Genomic DNA, 19180 nt, shown 5'->3' with positions numbered 1-19180 from the left:
AATTATGCTGATCTGGCTCGTCGAACTGTCGGATAAAATTCAAGTCTTCAACCTCTTCCGGTACATCACCTTCCGGGCGGGTGCGGCGATGTTCACCTCTGCGCTGATCGTTTTCCTGTTTGGACCGGCCATCATCAATTCGCTGCGCGTGCGTCAGGGCAAAGGCCAGCCGATCCGCGCCGACGGGCCGCAGACGCATTTCAAGAAAGCCGGCACGCCGACCATGGGCGGGCTGATGATCCTTGCCGGTATCCTCGGCGGTTCGCTGCTCTGGGGTGACCTCTCCAACGTCTATGTCGTTGCCGTTTTGATGGTGACGCTCGGTTTCGGCGCAATCGGCTTTTACGACGATTATCTCAAGGTCACGAAGCAGAGCGACAAGGGCTTTTCCGGCAAGGCGCGTCTTGGCATCGAATTCCTGATTGCGGCGATTGCCGTGTTCTTCATGATGAAGATGGCGCTTGCTTCCGCACCGCATGGCGGCACGCTCGGCAGCTCCATCGCCTTTCCGTTCTTCAAGGAACTCGTGATCAATCTCGGCTATTTCTTCGTGCTCTTCGGTGCTTTCGTCATCGTCGGCGCGGGCAATGCGGTGAACCTCACGGATGGTCTCGATGGGCTTGCCATTGTGCCCGTCATGATCGCGGCAGCCACCTTCGGCGTGATCGCCTATCTCGCCGGCAACGCGGTTTTTGCCAATTACCTGCAGATCAATTTTGTGCCCGGCACGGGTGAACTCGCCGTCATCGTCGGCGCCGTCATCGGTGCGGGGCTTGGCTTCCTGTGGTTCAATGCGCCGCCCGCCGCAATCTTCATGGGCGACACGGGGTCGCTGGCGCTCGGCGGCCTCATCGGTTCCATCGCTGTCGCCACCAAGCACGAGATCGTCATGGTCATCGTCGGCGGTCTTTTCGTCATGGAAACGCTGTCGGTCATCATCCAGGTCTTCTGGTTCAAGCGTACCGGCAGGCGCGTTTTCCTGATGGCGCCGATCCATCACCACTTCGAGAAAAAAGGCTGGACGGAAAGCCAGGTGGTCATCCGTTTCTGGATCATCTCCGTGGGCCTTGCGCTGCTCGGCCTCGCTACCCTGAAGCTGAGGTGAGCGATGATCCCGGTCACGTCGTTCAGGGGTAAGAAAGTCGCTCTCTTCGGGCTCGGCGGTTCGGGCCTCGTTACCGCCCGGGCGCTGGTTGCCGGCGGGGCGGATGTCGTCGCCTTCGACGACAATCCCGACAGTGTCGCGAAGGCTGAGGCCGAAGGCATCACCACGGCGGACCTGCACACGATTGACTGGGCCTCGTTTTCTTCCTTTGTGCTGGCGCCCGGCGTGCCATTGACACATCCGAAGCCGCACTGGTCGGTCGACCTTGCGAAGGCGACGGGCGTCGAGATCATCGGCGATATCGAGCTTTTCATCCGCGAGCGCCGCGCCCATGCGCCGGATTGCCCTTTCATCGCCATCACCGGCACCAACGGCAAATCGACGACAACGGCGCTGATCGCGCATATTCTCAAGGCTTCGGGCCGCGATACGCAGCTTGGCGGCAATATCGGCACGGCGGTGCTGAGCCTTGACCCGCCGAAGGCGCAGCGCTTTTACGTGGTCGAGTGCTCGTCCTATCAGATCGATCTGGCGCCGACGATCAATCCGACTGCCGGTATCCTGCTCAACCTGACGCCTGACCATCTCGACCGGCATGGGACGATGCAGCATTATGCCGACGTCAAGGAACGGCTGGTGGCCGGCAGCGGGACGGCAATCGTCGGTGTTGACGACAGCCATTCGACGCTGATTGCTGACCGTATCGAACGCGCCGGCGTCAAGGTGGAGCGCATTTCCAAGCGTAATGTCGTTTCCGAAGGTCTTTATGCCGACGGCAGCCGCATCCTGCGCGCACATGGCGGCACGTCTTCGCTGCTGGTCGATCTCGATGGCATCCAGACGCTTCGCGGCAGCCACAATGCGCAGAATGCGGCGGCGGCGATTGCCGCCTGCCTTGCGGTCGGTGTTTCCGAGGATGAAGTTCGCGCTGGCCTGAAGTCTTTCCCCGGCCTCAAGCACCGCATGCAGCCGGTTGGCCGACGTGGCAATGTCACCTTCGTCAACGACAGCAAGGCGACCAATGCCGATGCCGCGGCACCGGCGCTTTCGAGTTTCGACCGCATCTACTGGATCGCCGGCGGTCTGCCCAAGGCGGGCGGCATCACCAGCCTTTCGCCGCTCTTTCCGCGCATCGCCAAGGCCTATCTGATCGGCGAGGCGGCCGCGGAATTTGCCGCAACGCTCGGCGAAGCCGTGCCTTACGAAATATCCGGCACGCTGGACAAAGCGGTGCAGCATGCGGCGGCGGATGCGGAAAAAGATGCGACGGCCGGCAATATCGTGATGTTATCCCCGGCTTGCGCAAGCTTCGATCAATATAAGAACTTTGAAATCAGAGGTGATTCGTTCGTCGCGCAGGTCGCGGCGCTCGATGGCATGACGATGCTGGTTGACTCTGGAAAAGGGGGCTGAAGGCCATGGTAAGCCGAGTTGATCGAGGTCCGGTCGCGGAATGGTTCTGGACCATCGACCGTTTCTTTCTGGCGGCGTTCATCGCGCTGATGGGCATCGGTCTGATGCTGTCCTTTGCGGCGTCGCCTGCGGTTGCCGAACGCATCGGTCTCAACAGCTTCTTTTTCGTCGAGCGTCAGGCGATGTTCATGGTGCCGTCTCTGGCGATCATGGTCGGTCTTTCCTTCCTGTCACCGCGCCAGGTTCGCCGTGTGGCGGTCATCATGCTGATCGCCTCGCTGCTGATGATGATCTTCGCGCTGTTCTTCGGCATCGAGGTCAAGGGCGCGCGGCGCTGGATTTCCATCGGCACCTTCTCGATCCAGCCGTCGGAATTCATGAAGCCGGCTTTCGTTATCGTCTGCGCATGGCTTTTTGCCGAGCGGGCGCGTCATCCGGAAATTCCGGGCAATCTCTTCGCCATCATCACCTTCGGCATCGTGGCGGCGCTCCTGATCGCCCAGCCGGACTTCGGCCAGACAATCCTGACCTCGGTCGTCTGGGGCGGCATGTTCTTCATGGCCGGCGTGCCGTGGTTCTGGATCATCATGCTCGGCGGCCTTGGCGTCGGCGGCATTGTGACCGCCTATCTCATGTTGCCGCACGTCGCGGGCCGTATCGACCGGTTCTGGACGGGAGAGGGCGATACGTTTCAGGTGGATACCGCGCGCGAGGCGATCATTCGCGGTGACTGGTTCGGGCGCGGACCGGGCGAGGGTATCGTCAAGCGCATCATTCCCGATAGCCATACCGACTTCATCTTCTCGGTGGCGGCGGAAGAGTTCGGCATCGTCTTCTGCATGTTCCTCGTTGCGATCTTCGCCTTCATCGTGTTGCGCGGCCTGTCGCACGCCTTCAAGGAGAAGGACGATTTCTGCCGTTTTGCCGTAGCCGGTCTCGTGCTGCAGATCGGCATGCAGTCGATGATCAATATCGGCGTTAATCTGGAGCTGATGCCAGCCAAGGGCATGACCTTGCCGCTGATTTCTTACGGTGGTTCGTCGATGATGGCGATATGCGTGACCGCCGGTTTCCTTCTGGCGCTGACGCGCCACAGACCCGAAAAGCGGGCGCAGGAGCGGAGTTTCTTCCGCGTCGGTTCCGGCGTTCCCGCGGAGTAAACGATCATGAGCAAGGGTATTGTTCTTCTTGCCGCCGGTGGAACCGGCGGCCATGTGTTTCCGGCGGAGGCGCTCGCGCATACGCTGAAGGCGCGCGGTTATCAGGTGCATCTCGTCACCGACAGCCGCGCCGAGCGTTATGCGGGCAAGTTCCCGGCGGATGAAATCCATGTGGTGCCGTCTGCCACCATCGGCTCGAAAAACCCGATTTCCGTGGCGCGTTCGCTCTGGAAGCTCTGGGTAGGTTTGCGCGCCGCGCGCCGTCTGGTGGCGAAGCTGAAGCCGGTTGCGGTTGTCGGTTTCGGCGGTTATCCCACCGTGCCGCCGCTTCTGGCCTCCACCGGCCTTGGTGTGCCTTCCATCATTCATGAGCAGAATGCTGTGATGGGTCGCGCCAACAAGGCGCTGGCGACACGCGTGAAGGCGATCGCCGGCGGCTTCCTGCCGCCTGCCAATGGCCAATATTCCGACAAGACGGTTGCAACGGGCAATCCCGTGCGCCCGGCGGTGCTGGCGGCTTCCGATATTCCCTATACCCCGTCGCAGGCGGATGAAACTTTTCAGCTTGTCGTGTTCGGCGGCAGCCAGGGCGCGCAGTTCTTTTCGAGTGCGGTGCCTGCGGCTATCTGCCTGCTGAAAGACGAGCAGCGCAAGCGCATCGTCGTCACCCAGCAGGCGCGTCCGGAAGACAAGGATAGCGTCATCGCGTCCTATCAGAAGCTTGGCGTGAAGGCTGACGTTTCGCCCTTCTTCGGTGATATGGCGTCGCGTATCGGCGAGGCGGATCTGGTGATCAGCCGCTCGGGCGCTTCGACAGTGTCGGAGCTTTCGGTAATCGGCCGCCCGTCCATTCTCGTGCCTTATCCGCATGCGCTGGATCACGATCAGGCCGCCAATGCGGCAGCGCTTTCGGCAGCCGGCGGGGCAAGTGTCATCAAACAGGCGGAACTGTCACCGCAGAAGCTCTCCGGCCTGTTGTCGTCGGCGCTTTCCGAGCCGGATCGTTTGTCCGCGACTGCGGCGGCGGCCAAGGCGACGGGTAAACCGCATGCGGCGGATGTGCTGGCCGATCTGGTGGAGGCCATTGCCTCCGGCCAGTCCGTACAGGAATTCAAGAAGAAGAATGAAGGAGTTGGGGCATGAAGATGCCGAAAGCCATAGGCCTTGTCCATTTTATCGGCATAGGCGGGATCGGCATGAGCGGCATTGCCGAGGTGCTTCACAATCTCGGCCACCGCGTTCAGGGCTCCGATCAGGCCGACAGCGCCAATGTGCAGCGCCTGCGCGACAAGGGTATCGAGGTTTTTGTCGGCCATACGGCGGACAATATCGGTGACGCCGAGGTCGTGGTGGTTTCCACCGCCATCAAGAAGAGCAATCCGGAACTCATCGCCGCGCGGGAAAAACACCTGCCAATCGTTCGCCGTGCCGAAATGCTGGCCGAGCTGATGCGCTTCCGCAATGCGATCGCCATCGGCGGCACCCACGGCAAGACCACGACGACCTCCATGGTCGCGACCCTGCTGGAAGCCGGCAATCTCGACCCGACTGTCATCAATGGCGGCATCATCAATGCCTATGGCACCAATGCCCGCATGGGTGAGGGCGAGTGGATGGTGGTGGAGGCCGACGAATCCGACGGCACCTTCCTGAAACTGCCGGCCGATGTGGCCGTCATCACCAATATCGATCCCGAGCATCTGGATCACTACGGCAATTTCGATGCCGTGCGCGCCGCTTTCCGCCAGTTCGTCGAGAACGTGCCGTTCTACGGTTTTGGCGTCATGTGCCTCGACCATCCGGAAGTACAGGCGCTGGTCGGCCGGATCGAGGACCGCAAGGTCATCACCTACGGTGAAAACCCGCAGGCCGATGTGCGTTTTTCGAATGTGCGCATCGATGGCACACGCTCAGTCTTCGACGTGGAAATCCGTCGCCGCCGTACCGGCAAGATATTCTCCTTCAAGGACCTCGTCCTGCCGATGCCCGGCCGCCACAATGTGTCGAATGCGACGGCTGCAATCGCGGTTGCCAATCGTCTTGGCATTTCCGAAGCCGACATCAAGAAGGGCCTTGCCTCCTTCGGCGGCGTCAAGCGGCGTTTCACGCTGACGGGCGAAGCCAACGGCGTACAGGTCTTCGATGATTACGGCCACCATCCGGTCGAGATCAAGGCTGTGCTGGCGGCGGCGCGGGAGGCCTGCAAGGGCCGCATCATCGCCGTGCACCAGCCACACCGCTACAGCCGCCTTTCCAGCCTGTTTGACGATTTCGCGCATTGTTTCAACGATGCGGATACGATTCTTCTTGCCCCGGTTTATGCTGCGGGCGAAGATCCCATTGAAGGCGCAAGCTCCGAAGCGCTGGTTTCGGCCATCAAGGCCGCCGGCCACCGCGATGCCCGTTTTCTCGAAAAGCGGGAAGACCTTGCGTCGCAGGTTGCAGCCATTGCGAATCCGGGTGATTTCGTGGTTCTCTTGGGGGCTGGAAATATCACGCAATGGGCAGCGGCGCTGCCTTCGGAATTGAAGAGCATATCAGGAAAGTCTGAATGAGACAGGTCGATGGGGTTAAATTGCTGGGGAGGCTCGGCGACGGGGTAAACGAACTGAGGGGACGTCTGACACCGGATGCGCCCATGGACCGCGTGACGTGGTTCAGGGCAGGCGGACTTGCGGAAGTCATGTTCCAGCCGCACGATACCGATGATCTGGTCGCCTTCCTGAAAATTCTGCCGGAAGACGTGCCGCTGACGGTGGTCGGCGTCGGCTCGAACCTTCTGGTGCGCGATGGCGGCATTCCGGGCGTTGTCGTCCGTCTGTCGGCCAAGGGTTTCGGCCAGGTAGAGCTTGCCGGCGAAAACCGCATCAAGGCCGGTGCGATCTGCCCGGACAAGCATATTGCGGCCATGGCTATGGATAACGGCATTGGCGGCTTCCATTTTTATTACGGCATTCCCGGCTCCATAGGCGGTGCGCTACGCATGAATGCGGGCGCAAACGGCGGTGAGACGCGTGAGCGCGTTGTGGAAGTCTATGCGGTGGACCGCCAGGGCAACCAGCATGTGCTTTCCAATGCCGATATGGGCTACAGCTACCGCCATTCCGGCGCCGACAAGGGCCTGATCTTCACCGGCGCGTTGTTCGAGGGTTATCCGGAAGACAAGGCGAAAATTCGCGCGGATATGGATGCCGTTCGCCATCACCGCGAAACCGTGCAGCCGATCCGCGAGCAGACCGGTGGTTCGACCTTCAAGAATCCCGAAGGTCATTCCGCATGGGAACTCATCGATGAGGCGGGCGGCCGCGGTCTGGTTATCGGCGGCGCGCAGATGTCATCACTGCATTGCAATTTCATGATCAATACCGGCCATGCGACCGGTTACGATCTGGAATATCTGGGTGAGACCATCCGCAAGCGCGTGTTCGAGAAGTCGGGCATCCGGCTGGAGTGGGAAATCAAGCGGCTAGGGCTTTTCATGCCGGGCCGTGAGGTGGAACCGTTTCTAGGGAGCTGATGCTTCCTTTTCGGCCGGGTGTTTATGGTAACGCCCGGTCAATACTTATGTTTTATTATCAAGTGACAAGAATAGCTGGGTTCATTATCCAGCTTTTTGGTATTTTAGGCAATTTTAATTCACGCGACATCCAAACCCGTTGGGGGTTAAGTTGGGTCTCTGGCATAAACTGATCCAAAGCATAAGTTTTTCAGTTGCGACGCCTGAAGGCCGCCAGCGGCTGGAACCGCTCGATTTTGCGCTGCGTGTGGCGGTTCTGGTCACCATTATCGCCGTCGTGATCGATACGGCTGGGCTCTTCATTCTTTCGCTGTTAGGGCTGGTGACCGACCTTGCGAATGGGCTGATGCTCGGCACGACCCTGTCGGCAACGATCGCGTTTACCCTGGCTCTGATCATCGGCTGGATCAATGCGCGCGAAGTGAAGCTGCTTGCCCAGTCGCATGAGCGGTTTCTGCATCTCAGCCACACCGACGCGCTCACCGGCCTCAACAACAGGCTGGGGCTTTACGCCAACTGCGCCCGTCTCGATACGCAATATTGCGTCGCCTTCGTTGATATCGACCGCTTCAAATCGGTGAATGACAGATACGGCCATCTGGCTGGCGATATGGTTATTTCCAGTGTAGCCGCCATGATCCGCGATTGTTTCGATGAAACCGCCTATATCGCGCGTCTGGGTGGAGAAGAATTCGTCGTTGTGCAGGAGCTGGCTCCGCAGGATTTTCTGGAGCTCTGCGAAAAGGCGCGTGCGAGGATCGCGGCGACGCCGGTGGATTTCCAGGACATGCGGATCAGGACCGCCGTCTCGATGGGTGTGGCTTTCCGGGCGAATTGGGAGATTTTCGAGAAAGTCATGCACAATGCCGATATGGCGCTTTACGACGCGAAACGATCGGGGCGCAATCGCATCTGTTTTGCCGGCCAGAAGGTCAGCCGCCAGACCGTCGCATAGGATTTGCTATCGTAGAATGGAAAAAGCCGCGAAACCCGGTTTCGCGGCTTTTCCTGTTGGGCTGCGCTTGGCTCAGACTTCGTCCTTGCGGGAAAGCAGAATGCAGGCCAGCGTGATGAGGGCGGATACGCACAGGTAATAGCCGACATAACCCATGCCGTAATTCACCTGCAGCCATGTGGCGATGTAAGGCGCCAGCGATGCGCCGAAGATGCCGGCCATGTTGAAGGTGATCGACGAGCCGGTGTAACGCACCCGGGTCGGGAAGGGGGCTGCGAGCGCCGTGCCGATCAGGCCGTAGGTCATGCCCATCAGCATCATGGCAAGGGCCGCGAAGACGAAGATGGAGCCTTCGCTACCGGTCATCAGGCCGGGCAGCAGGAAGGAGAACAGGCCGATCAGCACCGTCGTAATGATCAGAATTTCACGACGGCCGAATTTTTCGGCGAGCTTGCCGGCGATCGGGATGAAGATGCCGAAAACGATGGAGCCGAGAATCTGCACTTCCAGCGCGTCAAGGAACGGGATTTTCAGGACCTTGACGTTATAGGACAGCAGATAGGCGGTGCCGATGTAGAAGAGCACAAAGGTGGCCAGCGCCACGAAGGTGCCGAGCACGAGGCTGCGCTTGTGGTTGCGGAACAGTTCCGCCACTGGCACGGCCACACGTTCTTCCTTTTCGATCGCCTTCTGGAAGTCGGGCGTCTCGGTGATCGACAGGCGAACCCACATGCCGACCGCGATCAGAATGATCGAAGCGACGAAGGGAATGCGCCAGCCCCAGCTGAGCAACGCTTCCTGCGACATGAAGTGCAGCAGGATCCAGAACACGCCGGAGGAGAGGAACAGGCCGACAGGCGCGCCGAGCTGCGGGAACATGCCGTACCAGCTGCGCTTGCCGGGAGGCGCGTTTTCCGTGGCGAGCAGGACGGCGCCGCCCCATTCGCCGCCAAGGCCAAAGCCCTGGCCGAAGCGGCACAGCGCCAGCAACAGCGGTGCAAGGACGCCGGCGGTCTCATAGGAGGGCAGGAGGCCGATCACGACGGTCGATACACCCATGGTCAGCAGCGCGGCGACAAGTGTCGTCTTGCGGCCGACGCGGTCACCATAGTGACCGAAGACCACAGCACCCAGCGGACGGGCAAAAAAGGCGATGGAGAAGGTGGCGAAGGACGCCAGAAGCGCCGTCATCGGGTCATTGTTCGGAAAGAACAAGGCGGGGAACACGAGCACTGCGGCCGTGGCGTAAACGTAAAAATCGAAAAACTCGATGGTCGTGCCGACCAGGCTGGCAGTGAGAACTCGTGCAGGCGAATTTGTCTTTACAACGTTCGAATTGTCAGCGGTCGGCGATACCGGAGATATCGCGTCGGTCATGGTATTGGTTCCATTTTGGATGATTGCAATGTCATGCCTTGGGAGGCGATGTCTGCGTTAACGCAATTTTTGTTCCTATGGAATGCTAAAAAAGAAATAATGCAAATAATGTGATTGATGAATGCGACAGGCTCGGCTGCGTGCTGCCGGATGCGCTTCGGCGATTGAGAGACTGATTCAGGCTGCGGTTTTAAAACGCTGAAACGCCAGATAATTTTCCCTGGGGAATAATCCCGTCCGTTAACGTTTCGATCTTGCCTTTATCGCGGAGCAGCAGGTGCGCTCGTGCGATTTTATTTCCGATCATTGAAAACCTGCATGTTGCAATCCATGCAACTCTCTGATTCCAAGGAGGGAATCCGGATCGGTGCTGATTCTTTAACGGAACTTGGCACGTTGAGCGCGGTGGTTAACGAAAGTAAACGATTCATTAACCTTAATGGCGTTTAACTGATCTCAAGGGTCATGTACCAGAATCACCGTTCTTCAAATTCGGTCGGTTCGGAGCGTGGTTCGTAACGGAGAGTTGGTGTCAGAGGTATCGATGGGCGGCAAGCACGTAGCTGTTCTTTTGGGTGGGTTTTCGTCGGAGCGGCCAGTCAGCCTGTCGTCGGGCAATGCCTGCGCGCTCGCGCTTGTGGGCGAGGGCTACAAGGTCACCCGGGTCGATGTGGGGCGCGATGTCGCGGCCGTACTCGATGAGCTGCGCCCGGATGTCGCCTTTAATGCGCTGCACGGTCCTTTCGGTGAAGACGGCACCATTCAGGGTATTCTCGAATATCTGGCCATTCCCTATACACATTCCGGCGTGCTGGCTTCCGCACTCGCCATGGACAAGGCGCAGGCGAAGAAAGTCGCTGCGGCTGCCGGGGTGCCGGTTGCTGCCGAGCGCGTCATGAACCGCTTCGATTTCACCAGCGAACATCCGCTTGCTCCACCCTATGTGGTGAAGCCGGTGCGTGAAGGTTCGAGCTTCGGCGTTGTCATCGTCAAGGAAGACCAGTCGCATCCGCCGCAAATCCTCACTTCGTCGGAATGGCGTTATGGTGACCAGGTGATGGTTGAACGCTACATCCATGGCCGCGAATTGACCTGCGGCGTGCTCGACGGCGAGGCGCTTGGCGTCACCGAAGTGGTGCCGCTCGGTCACAATTTCTATGATTTTGACGCTAAATACGCTGCTGGTGGCTCGAAACATGTCATTCCGGCAGAAATTTCACCGAAAATTTACCAAAAAATTCAAACACTGGCGGTTATGGCGCATCGGGCGATCGGGTGCCGTGGCGTAAGCCGTTCAGACTTTCGTTACGACGACCGCTTCTCAGAAGATGGCGAAGTTATCTGGCTTGAAGTGAATACGCAGCCGGGCATGACGCCGACCTCCCTGGTGCCGGAAATGGCGGCCCATGCTGGCCGCTCCTTTGGTAACCTTGTCAGCTGGATGGTGGAGGACGCTTCGTGTTTGCGGTGACCGGCAAAAAGTCGACGGCAAAAAAGCGCGAGCAATTCGCAGCGACGGCAAATGCCGACGACCGCATGGTGCTGCCGCGCCCGCTGCGTCGTGTTGTGCGCTTCTGCGTCAGCCTTGCGACCGGACGCATCCACATTCCCGCCCATACCGGCACGATTTCGGCCGTCGCCTTCTACGCGGTGACTGGCCTTTATGGCATGTCGCTCGGCGGCCACACGAATATCGTTACGCAGGCGACGACCTCTGCTGCGGGTTTCGCCGTTGAGGACGTGAAGGTCTCCGGCAATCTGCAGACCTCCGAAATCGATGTCTTCCAGCTTCTCGGCCTTGATGGCAGCACCTCGCTGATTGCACTCGACATCGATGCGGCGCGCCGCAAGCTCGTGCAGCTTCCCTGGGTGGAAGACGTGGATATCCGCAAGGTCTACCCGAAGACGATCGAGGTTCGCTTGAAGGAACGCCAGGCCTTCGGCATCTGGCAGCATGGCTCGGAACTGTCGCTGATCGAAAAGAGCGGCAGCGTCATCGCGCCGCTGCGTGACAATAAATTCGCTTCCCTGCCGCTGTTCGTTGGACGCGACGCGGAAACGGGCGCTGCCGGTTTCGTCGAGCAGCTGGCCGACTGGCCGGAAATCCGCAACCGCGTTCGCGCCTATGTACGCATTGCCGGCCGCCGCTGGGATTTGCACCTCGACAACGGCATCGTCGTCAAGCTGCCGGAAGAAAACCTGCCGCAGGCGCTGCAATTGCTGGCGCGGCTTGATCTCGAAGAAAAGGTCCTGTCGCGAGATGTCGCCGCAGTCGATCTCAGACTGGCGGATCGCACCACGATCCAGCTGACCGAAGGTGCGACGGAGCGCCGTCAGGCTGCTGTCGACGCGCGCACCAAGGCTCTCAAGAAAGCGGAGAAGAACACATGAGCTTTTTCGGTTCTTCCCATTTCGGCCTGCCTCGGCTGAAGCCGCTGTCTTCCAAGCGCAGCCACATCGTTTCGGTGCTGGATATCGGTTCGACCAAGGTCGTGTGCATGATCGGCCGGCTGACGCCGCGTCAAGAGAGTGAAATCCTGCCTGGCCGTACCCACAAGGTGGAAATCATCGGCATTGGCCACCAACGTTCGCGCGGCGTGAAATCCGGCGTCATCGCCGATCTCGACGCGCTGGAAGGCGTCATCCGCCTTTCGGTCGATGCGGCCGAGCGCATGGCGGGACTTACCGTCGACAGCCTGATCGTCAATGTTTCGGCAGGAAGACTGGCAAGCGATATCTATACCGCGAGCATCGATCTCGGTGGCCAGGAAGTGGAAGCAAGCGACCTGCGCAAGGTTCTGGTGGCGGCGAGCCAGCAGTCCATGCGTCAGGACCGGGCGATCCTGCATTCGCTGCCAACAGGTTATTCCCTGGATGGCGAGCGCGGCATTCGTGACCCGCTGTCGATGTATGGCGATCTTCTCGGTGTCGACATGCATGTGGTGACTGTCGAGCGCACGGCGCTGAAGAACCTCGAGCTTTGCGTCAACCGCGCGCATCTTTCCGTCGAAGGCATGGTGGCGACGCCCTATGCCAGCGGTCTTGCCGCTCTGGTGGACGATGAAGTCGAGCTTGGCTGCGCGGCCATCGACATGGGTGGCGGCACCACGACGATCTCGGTTTTCGCCGAAGGCCGTCTCATTCACACCGACGCGATCGGCCTTGGCGGCCATCACGTTACGACAGATCTTGCACGAGGCCTCTCGACACGAATCGAAGATGCGGAGAGACTGAAGGTGGTGCATGGTTCGGCTTTGCTGAATGGCGCGGATGAGCGCGACATGATTTCGATCCCGCCGATTGGCGAAGATGATCGCGATCAACCATCGCAAGTTTCAAGAGCACTTGTAACCCGCATCGTGCGGGCGCGTATCGAAGAGACGCTGGAATTGATCCGTGATCGTATCCAGAAGTCCGGCTTCAGTCCCATCGTCGGCAAGCGCGTTGTCCTGACCGGCGGCGCAAGCCAGCTGACGGGGCTGCCGGAAACGGCACGGCGCATTCTCGCCCGCAACGTTCGCATCGGCCGCCCCATGGGCGTTGCCGGTCTTCCGGTGGCGGCGAAGGGACCGGCATTTTCAACCGCCTGCGGACTGATGATCTACCCGCAGGTGGCGGACATCGAAATTCATGCGGCGCAAGGCGGAATGTTCTCGCCGTTTGGTAACGGTAGCGGCCGGATAGCCCGGGTGGGGCAATGGCTGAAAGAGAGTTTTTGAGTGGCCTCGTGGCGCAAGCCGGAGGTTTCAGAGTTGAGTTTCAAGAATCGGCCAGCGGGGCGATGCGGCCAGAGAAAGAAGGAATGTTAAAATGACGATACAGCTGCAGAAGCCTGATATCACAGAGCTGAAGCCACGCATCACCGTCTTCGGTGTCGGTGGCGGTGGTGGTAACGCTGTCAACAACATGATCACGGCCGGCCTCCAGGGCGTCGACTTCGTCGTCGCCAACACGGATGCTCAGGCGTTGACCATGACGAAGGCAGACAGGGTCATTCAGCTCGGCGTCAACGTCACCGAAGGCCTCGGCGCCGGCTCCCAGCCGGAAGTCGGCCGCGCGGCTGCTGAAGAGTGCATCGACGAGATCATCGATCACCTGAACGGTACCCACATGTGCTTCGTCACCGCCGGCATGGGCGGCGGCACCGGCACGGGTGCTGCCCCGGTCGTCGCACAGGCTGCGCGCAACAAGGGCATCCTGACGGTCGGCGTCGTCACAAAGCCTTTCCACTTCGAAGGCGGCCGCCGCATGCGTCTTGCCGAACAGGGCATCGAGGAACTGCAGAAGTCCGTCGATACGCTGATCGTCATTCCGAACCAGAACCTTTTCCGTATTGCCAATGACAAGACGACCTTTGCGGACGCCTTCGCCATGGCCGACCAGGTTCTTTACTCCGGCGTTGCCTGCATTACCGATCTGATGGTGAAGGAAGGTCTTATCAACCTCGACTTCGCCGACGTCCGTTCGGTCATGCGCGAAATGGGCCGCGCAATGATGGGCACCGGCGAAGCTTCCGGTCCGGGCCGCGCAATGCAGGCTGCGGAAGCGGCGATCGCCAACCCGCTGCTCGACGAAACCTCGATGAAGGGCGCGCAGGGCCTCCTGATCTCCATCACCGGTGGTCGCGACCTCACCCTCTTCGAAGTCGACGAAGCGGCGACCCGTATCCGCGAAGAAGTCGATCCGGATGCCAACATCATCCTCGGCGCAACCTTCGACGAAGCGCTTGAAGGCCTCATCCGCGTCTCCGTCGTCGCAACCGGCATCGACCGCGTTGCTGGCGTTGGCGAACAGAACATTGCCGATATGCGCGCCGCAGCTGCTGTTGCCAAGCCGCTTATCCGTCCTTCCGCGGCCGTTGCTCCCGCTCCGGCCGCAGTACAGCCTGCAGCAGTCTCGCAGGCACAGAAGGCCGTAGACCCGATCGCCCAGACCATCCGTTCGGCGGAAGCCGAAATGGAACGTGAACTCGGTTTCGCCGCACACCAGCAGCCCGCCCAGGATTTCCGTCCGCAGAGCAAGCTGTTCGCATCTTCTCCGGCTGAAGCACCGGCTGCCCTCCGTCCGGCCCAGCCGGTTCAGCAGGCCGCTCCGGCACCGGTTGCGCAGGCGCCGGTCTATCACGCTCCGGAACAGGTTGCCGCACAGGCTCCGCGGATGCAGCCGCCGCAGGCACCGGTTTACCAGGAGCCTGCTCCGGTTGCCCGTCAGCCCGAGCCGGTTCGCATGCCGAAGGTCGAAGACTTCCCGCCGGTCGTGAAGGCCGAGCTGGACCACCGCACCCATGCCGCTCCTGCCGCACAGGAAGAGCGTGGCCCGATGGGTCTTCTGAAGCGCATCACCAACTCGCTTGGTCGCCGTGAAGAGGAAGAAGTTCCGTCCGACATGATGGATGCGCCGAGCATGGCTCCTCAGCAGCGCCGCGCACCGCTTTCGCCGGAAGCAAGCCTCTACGCACCGCGTCGCGGCCAGCTTGACGACCACGGCCGTGCAACGCCTGCCTCGTCCAGCCATCACGACGATGACCAGCTGGAAATCCCGGCCTTCCTGCGCCGCCAGTCCAACTAAAGGCGATTCCATAAGCCCCTTGAAACGCCCGGATCACACGATCCGGGCGTTTTGTTTATTTTACGTTATTAACACTAAATTAATTCGCTTTTTCAATGGCTTGCGCATGTAACAATCCGAAACGAACAGTGATTTGTCGTGGCACCTACATGTGCGTATGTATGAGGCTGGGTGAAGGAACACATTGACTTTTCCGGTCGTTAAAAACCGGCTTGAAAAACTTGAACGGCGCTGGCTGAAGCAGCGCGGTTTGCAAAACAAGGCATAGACGCATGACTATCGGACTGCTCGGATTTCAGACAACTATCGCACATGCTGTTCAGCTTAAAGGCATTGGCGTGCATTCCGGCAATCCGGTCTCGATGACCTTCCAGCCTGCAGAAGCCGGAACGGGCGTCGTCTTCCACCGCCTTCACGATAATGGCAGCGTTACAGAGCTTAAGGCGGTTTCGGCCAATGTCGGCAATACCGATCTGTGCACCGTGCTCGGCCGTTCGCTCTCCCAGTCAGTAGCGACGATCGAGCACGTCATGGCTGCCATCTACGCCATGGGTCTTGATAACCTTGTCGTTGAGGTCGATGGTCCGGAAGCGCCGATCATGGACGGCAGCTCCGCACCTTTCATCGAAGCGATCGAATCTGTTGGCATCAAGAACCTCGGCGTGAAGCGCCGTTACATTCGCGTCACCAAGCCGGTGCGCATCGATTCGGGCGCGTCCTGGGCGGAGTTCCGTCCCTATGACGGCACGCGTTTTGAAGTCGACATCGATTTCGACACGCCGCTGATCGGCAAGCAGTCCTGGAAGGGCGACCTGACGGCGGATACGTTCAAGAACGAACTGTCGCGCGCCCGCACCTTCGGCTTCATGCGTGATGTTGAGCGCCTGTGGGCTGCCGGTTACGCACTCGGCTCCTCGCTTGAGAACTCGGTTGTCATCTCCGACGACAACAGCGTCATCAACATGGAAGGCCTGCGTTACGCCAAGGATGAATTCGTCCGTCACAAGACGCTGGACGCCGTGGGCGACCTGGCGCTTGCCGGCGCGCAGTTCATCGGTTGCTACCGGTCCTATCGCGGCGGCCACAAGGTCAATGCGAATGCGCTGAAGGCCCTGCTGAGCGACCGCACCGCTTACGAGATCGTCGAGGCTCCGGCTGCCCGCAACCAGATGGTGCGCGCCCGCGAATTCGTTGCGGTCAACATGCCGGAATTCGCACCCTGGTCTGCTTGAGTTCCTTCGCAGGCTATCAATTGACAGAAAAAGCCGCTCCCCTTGGGGCGGCTTTTTCGTGATGCGAACAAGAAGTTGCGTTATATCGTCTGATATTCATGCGATTGCATGGGTCGATGCCATAAAAATGCGTTAATGCGTCATCATTGCGTTGCCCTGCGGATGCTTTTATGGCTAGAACGCCAGTGCAAAGCCGATGCTTATGTATTTGCGCGGGAAGTGGGAACTGTCGAATGAAGCATGTAGGGTCTGGTGCAATGAAGGGTACGATGCGGGGGATCGCCGTTTCGTTGATGTTGGTCGGCGCAAGTGTTGTCGTCACGGCCTGCCAGTCCGATCCGGATATCGACATTACCAAGCTCGGCTTCGAATCCGATCCGCCTGATGTTCTGTACAAGCAGGGGCTTGCCAACATGAACGCCGGCAACATGACGGAGGCCTCACGCAAGTTCGAGGCGATCGACAAGCAATATCCCTTTACCGAATGGGGCCAGAAGGCGCTTGTCATGCAGACCTTCATTGCTACGCGCACCAACAAGAACGATGTGGCCATCACGAATGGCAGCCGCTTCCTGCGACAATATCCGCGCTCGAAGGACGCCGCTTATGTTCAGTACATGATCGGCCTTGCCTATTCGAAGCAGATTTCCGACGTGACGCAGGATCAGCGCGCAGCACAGCGCACCGTCGAGGCTATGAACAAGGTCGTCAACGACTACCCCGATTCGGAATATGTCGCCGACGCACAGGCCAAGATCCGTTTCGCCCGCGACCAGCTCGCCGGCCGTGAAATGCAGGTTGGTCGTTATTACCTTGAGCGCAAGGAATATCTCGCCGCCGTTTCGCGTTTCCGCATCGTCGTCGAGCAGTACCAGAACACCAACCAGATCGAGGAAGCGCTGGCGCGTCTGACCGAAGCCTATTACGCCATGGGCCTGGTGGACGAAGCGCAGACAGCGGCCGCCGTTCTCGGCAACAACTATCCTGATAGCCAATGGTATGCGGATTCCTACAAGCTGCTGAAGGGTCAGGGGCTGGAGCCGCGTGAAAACAAGGGGTCCTGGATTTCGCGCGCCGGTAAGAAGCTTATCGGCGCCTGAGACGGGGCATAGGCCATGCTGGTCCAGCTCTCGATTCGCGATATCGTTCTGATCGAAAGGCTTGACCTCGGTTTCGAGGCAGGCCTTTCCGTGTTGACGGGCGAGACGGGTGCGGGCAAATCCATTCTTCTCGATAGTCTCTCGCTGGCGCTTGGCGGCCGCGGCGATGGCGGCCTTGTGCGCCACGGTGAAGAAAAGGGACAGGTTACCGCCACTTTCGAGGTCCCGAGCAATCACCCGACCCGGCTTCTCCTGCGCGAAAACGGTCTCGATGACGACGGCGACCTGATTTTCCGCCGCGTGCAATCCTCCGACGGGCGCACCAAGGCTTATATCAACGATCAGGCCATCAGCGTGCAGATGATGCGCCAGCTCGGCCAATTCCTGGTCGAAATCCACGGCCAGCATGATGATCGCGCGCTTGTCGACACCGATGCCCACCGCACGCTGCTGGATGCCTTTGCCGGGCTGAGCGATGAGGCTCGCGCTGTTCAGGGTCTCCACCGCACCTGGAAAGATGCTGACCGGGCTCTGAAGACGCACCGCGCCAAGGTGGAGGCGGCGGCGCGCGAGGCGGATTACCTGCGCTCTTCCGTTGAGGAACTGGAAACGCTCTCGCCGCGTGACGGTGAAGAGGAAGAACTGGCAGAGCGCCGGGCGGTGATGCAGAAATCCGAACGCATCGCCGGCGATATTGCCGAGGCCAGCGAATTCCTGAACGGCAATGCCTCTCCCGTGCCTGTCATTGCATCCATGATGCGCCGGCTTGAGCGCAAGAGCCACGAGGCTCCCGGCCTGCTCGAAGACACCGTGCAATTGCTGGATGCAGCACTGGACAACCTTTCCAATGCGCAGATGGAAGTGGAGGCGGCATTGCGCCGCACCGAATTTGATCCGCGCGAGCTGGAGCGGGTGGAAGAGCGCCTTTTTGCGCTGCGCGCCGCCGGCCGCAAATATAATGTCGCCGTGCCAGACCTTCCGGCTCTCGCCGAAAAAATGGTGGCCGATCTCGCTGATCTCGATGCCGGTGAAGAGAAGCTCGGCAAGCTCGAGGCCAATCTCGGCGTCGTAAAGGCCGACTTCGACCGTGCCGCGCAGTCGCTTTCCGACAAACGCCGCAATGCGGCGGAAGCGCTTTCCAACGCTGTCATGGCCGAGCTTCCGGCGCTGAAGCTGGAGCGGGCGCGATTTACCGTCGAGGTGACCTCCGATCCTGAGCAGGCGACGGCCGACGGTATCGATACCGTGGAGTTTCACGTCCAGACCAATCCGGGCACGCGTCCCGGTCCGATCATGAAAGTCGCATCAGGTGGCGAACTGTCCCGTTTCCTGCTGGCGTTGAAAGTGGCGCTCGCCGATCGCGGTTCGGCGCCGACGCTGGTGTTCGATGAAATCGATACTGGCGTTGGCGGCGCTGTGGCGGATGCCATCGGCCAGCGGCTGCGCCGACTGTCGAAAACCGTGCAGGTCCTGTCCGTCACCCATGCGCCGCAGGTGGCGGCACGGGCGGCCACTCATCTCCTCATTTCCAAGGGCCCATCCGGCGACGGCAGCGAGCGTATCGCGACGCGCGTGGCCACCATGGAGCCGAAACACCGCACCGAAGAAATCGCCCGTATGCTCGCCGGCGCATCGGTAACGGACGAGGCGAGGGCTGCGGCCGCTCGTCTGCTCGCAGCCAAGGACTGACCTTTCGCGACAATGCCGTGGGAGCGTCGTTCGGTGTTGTGAGTCCAGCGGCAAAACTGTTTTT

At 60.1% G+C, this 19180-nt stretch carries 15 protein-coding genes; 14 read left to right on the top strand and 1 reads right to left on the bottom strand.

The window, feature by feature from the left end:
* Positions 1-4: 4 nt before the first annotated feature.
* The 7 genes from mraY to CFB10_RS20690 all read left to right on the top strand — a co-directional run bounded on the left by mraY (position 5) and on the right by CFB10_RS20690 (position 8150).
* Positions 5-1105, top strand: a complete 1101-nt coding sequence (mraY, locus tag CFB10_RS20720) for a phospho-N-acetylmuramoyl-pentapeptide-transferase (RefSeq protein WP_004430746.1) — start codon at positions 5-7, stop codon at positions 1103-1105.
* A gap of 3 nt (positions 1106-1108) precedes the next feature.
* Entirely contained in the window at positions 1109-2518 is a 1410-nt protein-coding gene (gene murD / locus CFB10_RS20715) for a UDP-N-acetylmuramoyl-L-alanine--D-glutamate ligase (RefSeq protein WP_020009293.1), read from the top strand.
* A 5-nt stretch (positions 2519-2523) separates the two neighbouring features.
* Positions 2524-3678, top strand: a complete 1155-nt coding sequence (gene ftsW, locus CFB10_RS20710; RefSeq protein ID WP_004430748.1) for a putative lipid II flippase FtsW — start codon at positions 2524-2526, stop codon at positions 3676-3678.
* Positions 3679-3684: 6 nt separating this feature from the next.
* Positions 3685-4821: an undecaprenyldiphospho-muramoylpentapeptide beta-N-acetylglucosaminyltransferase gene (murG, locus tag CFB10_RS20705; RefSeq protein WP_020009294.1), complete on the top strand. Its 1137-nt coding sequence runs from the start codon at positions 3685-3687 to the stop codon at positions 4819-4821.
* Positions 4818-6233: a UDP-N-acetylmuramate--L-alanine ligase gene (gene murC / locus CFB10_RS20700; protein ID WP_020009295.1), complete on the top strand. Its 1416-nt coding sequence runs from the start codon at positions 4818-4820 to the stop codon at positions 6231-6233. The genes murG and murC overlap by 4 nt, the downstream gene beginning before the upstream one ends.
* Entirely contained in the window at positions 6230-7195 is a 966-nt protein-coding gene (gene murB, locus CFB10_RS20695) for a UDP-N-acetylmuramate dehydrogenase (protein WP_026363421.1), read from the top strand. The genes murC and murB overlap by 4 nt, the downstream gene beginning before the upstream one ends.
* Before the next feature lie 151 nt (positions 7196-7346).
* Positions 7347-8150 (top strand): GGDEF domain-containing protein, encoded by an 804-nt coding sequence (locus CFB10_RS20690; RefSeq protein WP_020009297.1) that lies wholly within the window; start codon positions 7347-7349, stop codon positions 8148-8150.
* 72 nt (positions 8151-8222) lie between these two features.
* On the opposite strand, the gene CFB10_RS20685 is transcribed toward CFB10_RS20690, so the two are convergent.
* Entirely contained in the window at positions 8223-9527 is a 1305-nt protein-coding gene (locus CFB10_RS20685) for an MFS transporter (protein ID WP_020009298.1), read from the bottom strand.
* Between the two features lie 544 nt (positions 9528-10071).
* Between CFB10_RS20685 and CFB10_RS20680 the strand changes: the two genes are divergently transcribed.
* From CFB10_RS20680 to recN, 7 genes are all read left to right on the top strand, one after another.
* Positions 10072-10998: a D-alanine--D-alanine ligase gene (locus tag CFB10_RS20680; protein WP_020009300.1), complete on the top strand. Its 927-nt coding sequence runs from the start codon at positions 10072-10074 to the stop codon at positions 10996-10998.
* Entirely contained in the window at positions 10986-11918 is a 933-nt protein-coding gene (locus CFB10_RS20675) for a cell division protein FtsQ/DivIB (RefSeq protein WP_004430763.1), read from the top strand. The genes CFB10_RS20680 and CFB10_RS20675 overlap by 13 nt, the downstream gene beginning before the upstream one ends.
* Positions 11915-13246: a cell division protein FtsA gene (ftsA, locus tag CFB10_RS20670; RefSeq protein WP_004442783.1), complete on the top strand. Its 1332-nt coding sequence runs from the start codon at positions 11915-11917 to the stop codon at positions 13244-13246. The genes CFB10_RS20675 and ftsA overlap by 4 nt, the downstream gene beginning before the upstream one ends.
* A 91-nt stretch (positions 13247-13337) precedes the next feature.
* Positions 13338-15095, top strand: coding sequence for a cell division protein FtsZ (gene ftsZ / locus CFB10_RS20665; protein WP_020009301.1), 1758 nt, complete (start codon positions 13338-13340; stop codon positions 15093-15095).
* 272 nt (positions 15096-15367) lie between these two features.
* Positions 15368-16327: a UDP-3-O-acyl-N-acetylglucosamine deacetylase gene (gene lpxC, locus CFB10_RS20660; protein ID WP_004430769.1), complete on the top strand. Its 960-nt coding sequence runs from the start codon at positions 15368-15370 to the stop codon at positions 16325-16327.
* A 233-nt stretch (positions 16328-16560) separates the two neighbouring features.
* The gene (locus tag CFB10_RS20655) at positions 16561-17427 is read left to right on the top strand and encodes an outer membrane protein assembly factor BamD (protein ID WP_004430771.1); all 867 of its coding nucleotides are present in this window, start codon (positions 16561-16563) and stop codon (positions 17425-17427) included.
* A gap of 15 nt (positions 17428-17442) precedes the next feature.
* Complete coding sequence (gene recN, locus CFB10_RS20650) at positions 17443-19116, top strand: DNA repair protein RecN (protein ID WP_020009303.1); 1674 nt, start codon at positions 17443-17445, stop codon at positions 19114-19116.
* The last annotated feature ends 64 nt before the right edge of the window (positions 19117-19180 follow it).

This window comes from Agrobacterium sp. 719_389 (assembly GCF_900188475.1).
GTDB classification, from domain to species: Bacteria; Pseudomonadota; Alphaproteobacteria; order Rhizobiales; family Rhizobiaceae; genus Agrobacterium; species Agrobacterium radiobacter.
The sequence above is the reverse complement of the archived record's forward strand: the minus strand, read 5'-3'. Positions and strand labels throughout refer to the sequence as shown.

Coding starts and splice junctions, on each gene's coding strand:
- mraY (WP_004430746.1), top strand. CDS start 5: ATGCTGATCTGGCTCGTCGAACTGTCGGATAAAATTCAAGTCTTCAAC.
- murD (WP_020009293.1), top strand. CDS start 1,109: ATGATCCCGGTCACGTCGTTCAGGGGTAAGAAAGTCGCTCTCTTCGGG.
- ftsW (WP_004430748.1), top strand. CDS start 2,524: ATGGTAAGCCGAGTTGATCGAGGTCCGGTCGCGGAATGGTTCTGGACC.
- murG (WP_020009294.1), top strand. CDS start 3,685: ATGAGCAAGGGTATTGTTCTTCTTGCCGCCGGTGGAACCGGCGGCCAT.
- murC (WP_020009295.1), top strand. CDS start 4,818: ATGAAGATGCCGAAAGCCATAGGCCTTGTCCATTTTATCGGCATAGGC.
- murB (WP_026363421.1), top strand. CDS start 6,230: ATGAGACAGGTCGATGGGGTTAAATTGCTGGGGAGGCTCGGCGACGGG.
- CFB10_RS20685 (WP_020009298.1), bottom strand. CDS start 9,527: ATGACCGACGCGATATCTCCGGTATCGCCGACCGCTGACAATTCGAAC.
- CFB10_RS20680 (WP_020009300.1), top strand. CDS start 10,072: ATGGGCGGCAAGCACGTAGCTGTTCTTTTGGGTGGGTTTTCGTCGGAG.
- ftsA (WP_004442783.1), top strand. CDS start 11,915: ATGAGCTTTTTCGGTTCTTCCCATTTCGGCCTGCCTCGGCTGAAGCCG.
- ftsZ (WP_020009301.1), top strand. CDS start 13,338: ATGACGATACAGCTGCAGAAGCCTGATATCACAGAGCTGAAGCCACGC.
- lpxC (WP_004430769.1), top strand. CDS start 15,368: ATGACTATCGGACTGCTCGGATTTCAGACAACTATCGCACATGCTGTT.
- CFB10_RS20655 (WP_004430771.1), top strand. CDS start 16,561: ATGAAGCATGTAGGGTCTGGTGCAATGAAGGGTACGATGCGGGGGATC.
- recN (WP_020009303.1), top strand. CDS start 17,443: ATGCTGGTCCAGCTCTCGATTCGCGATATCGTTCTGATCGAAAGGCTT.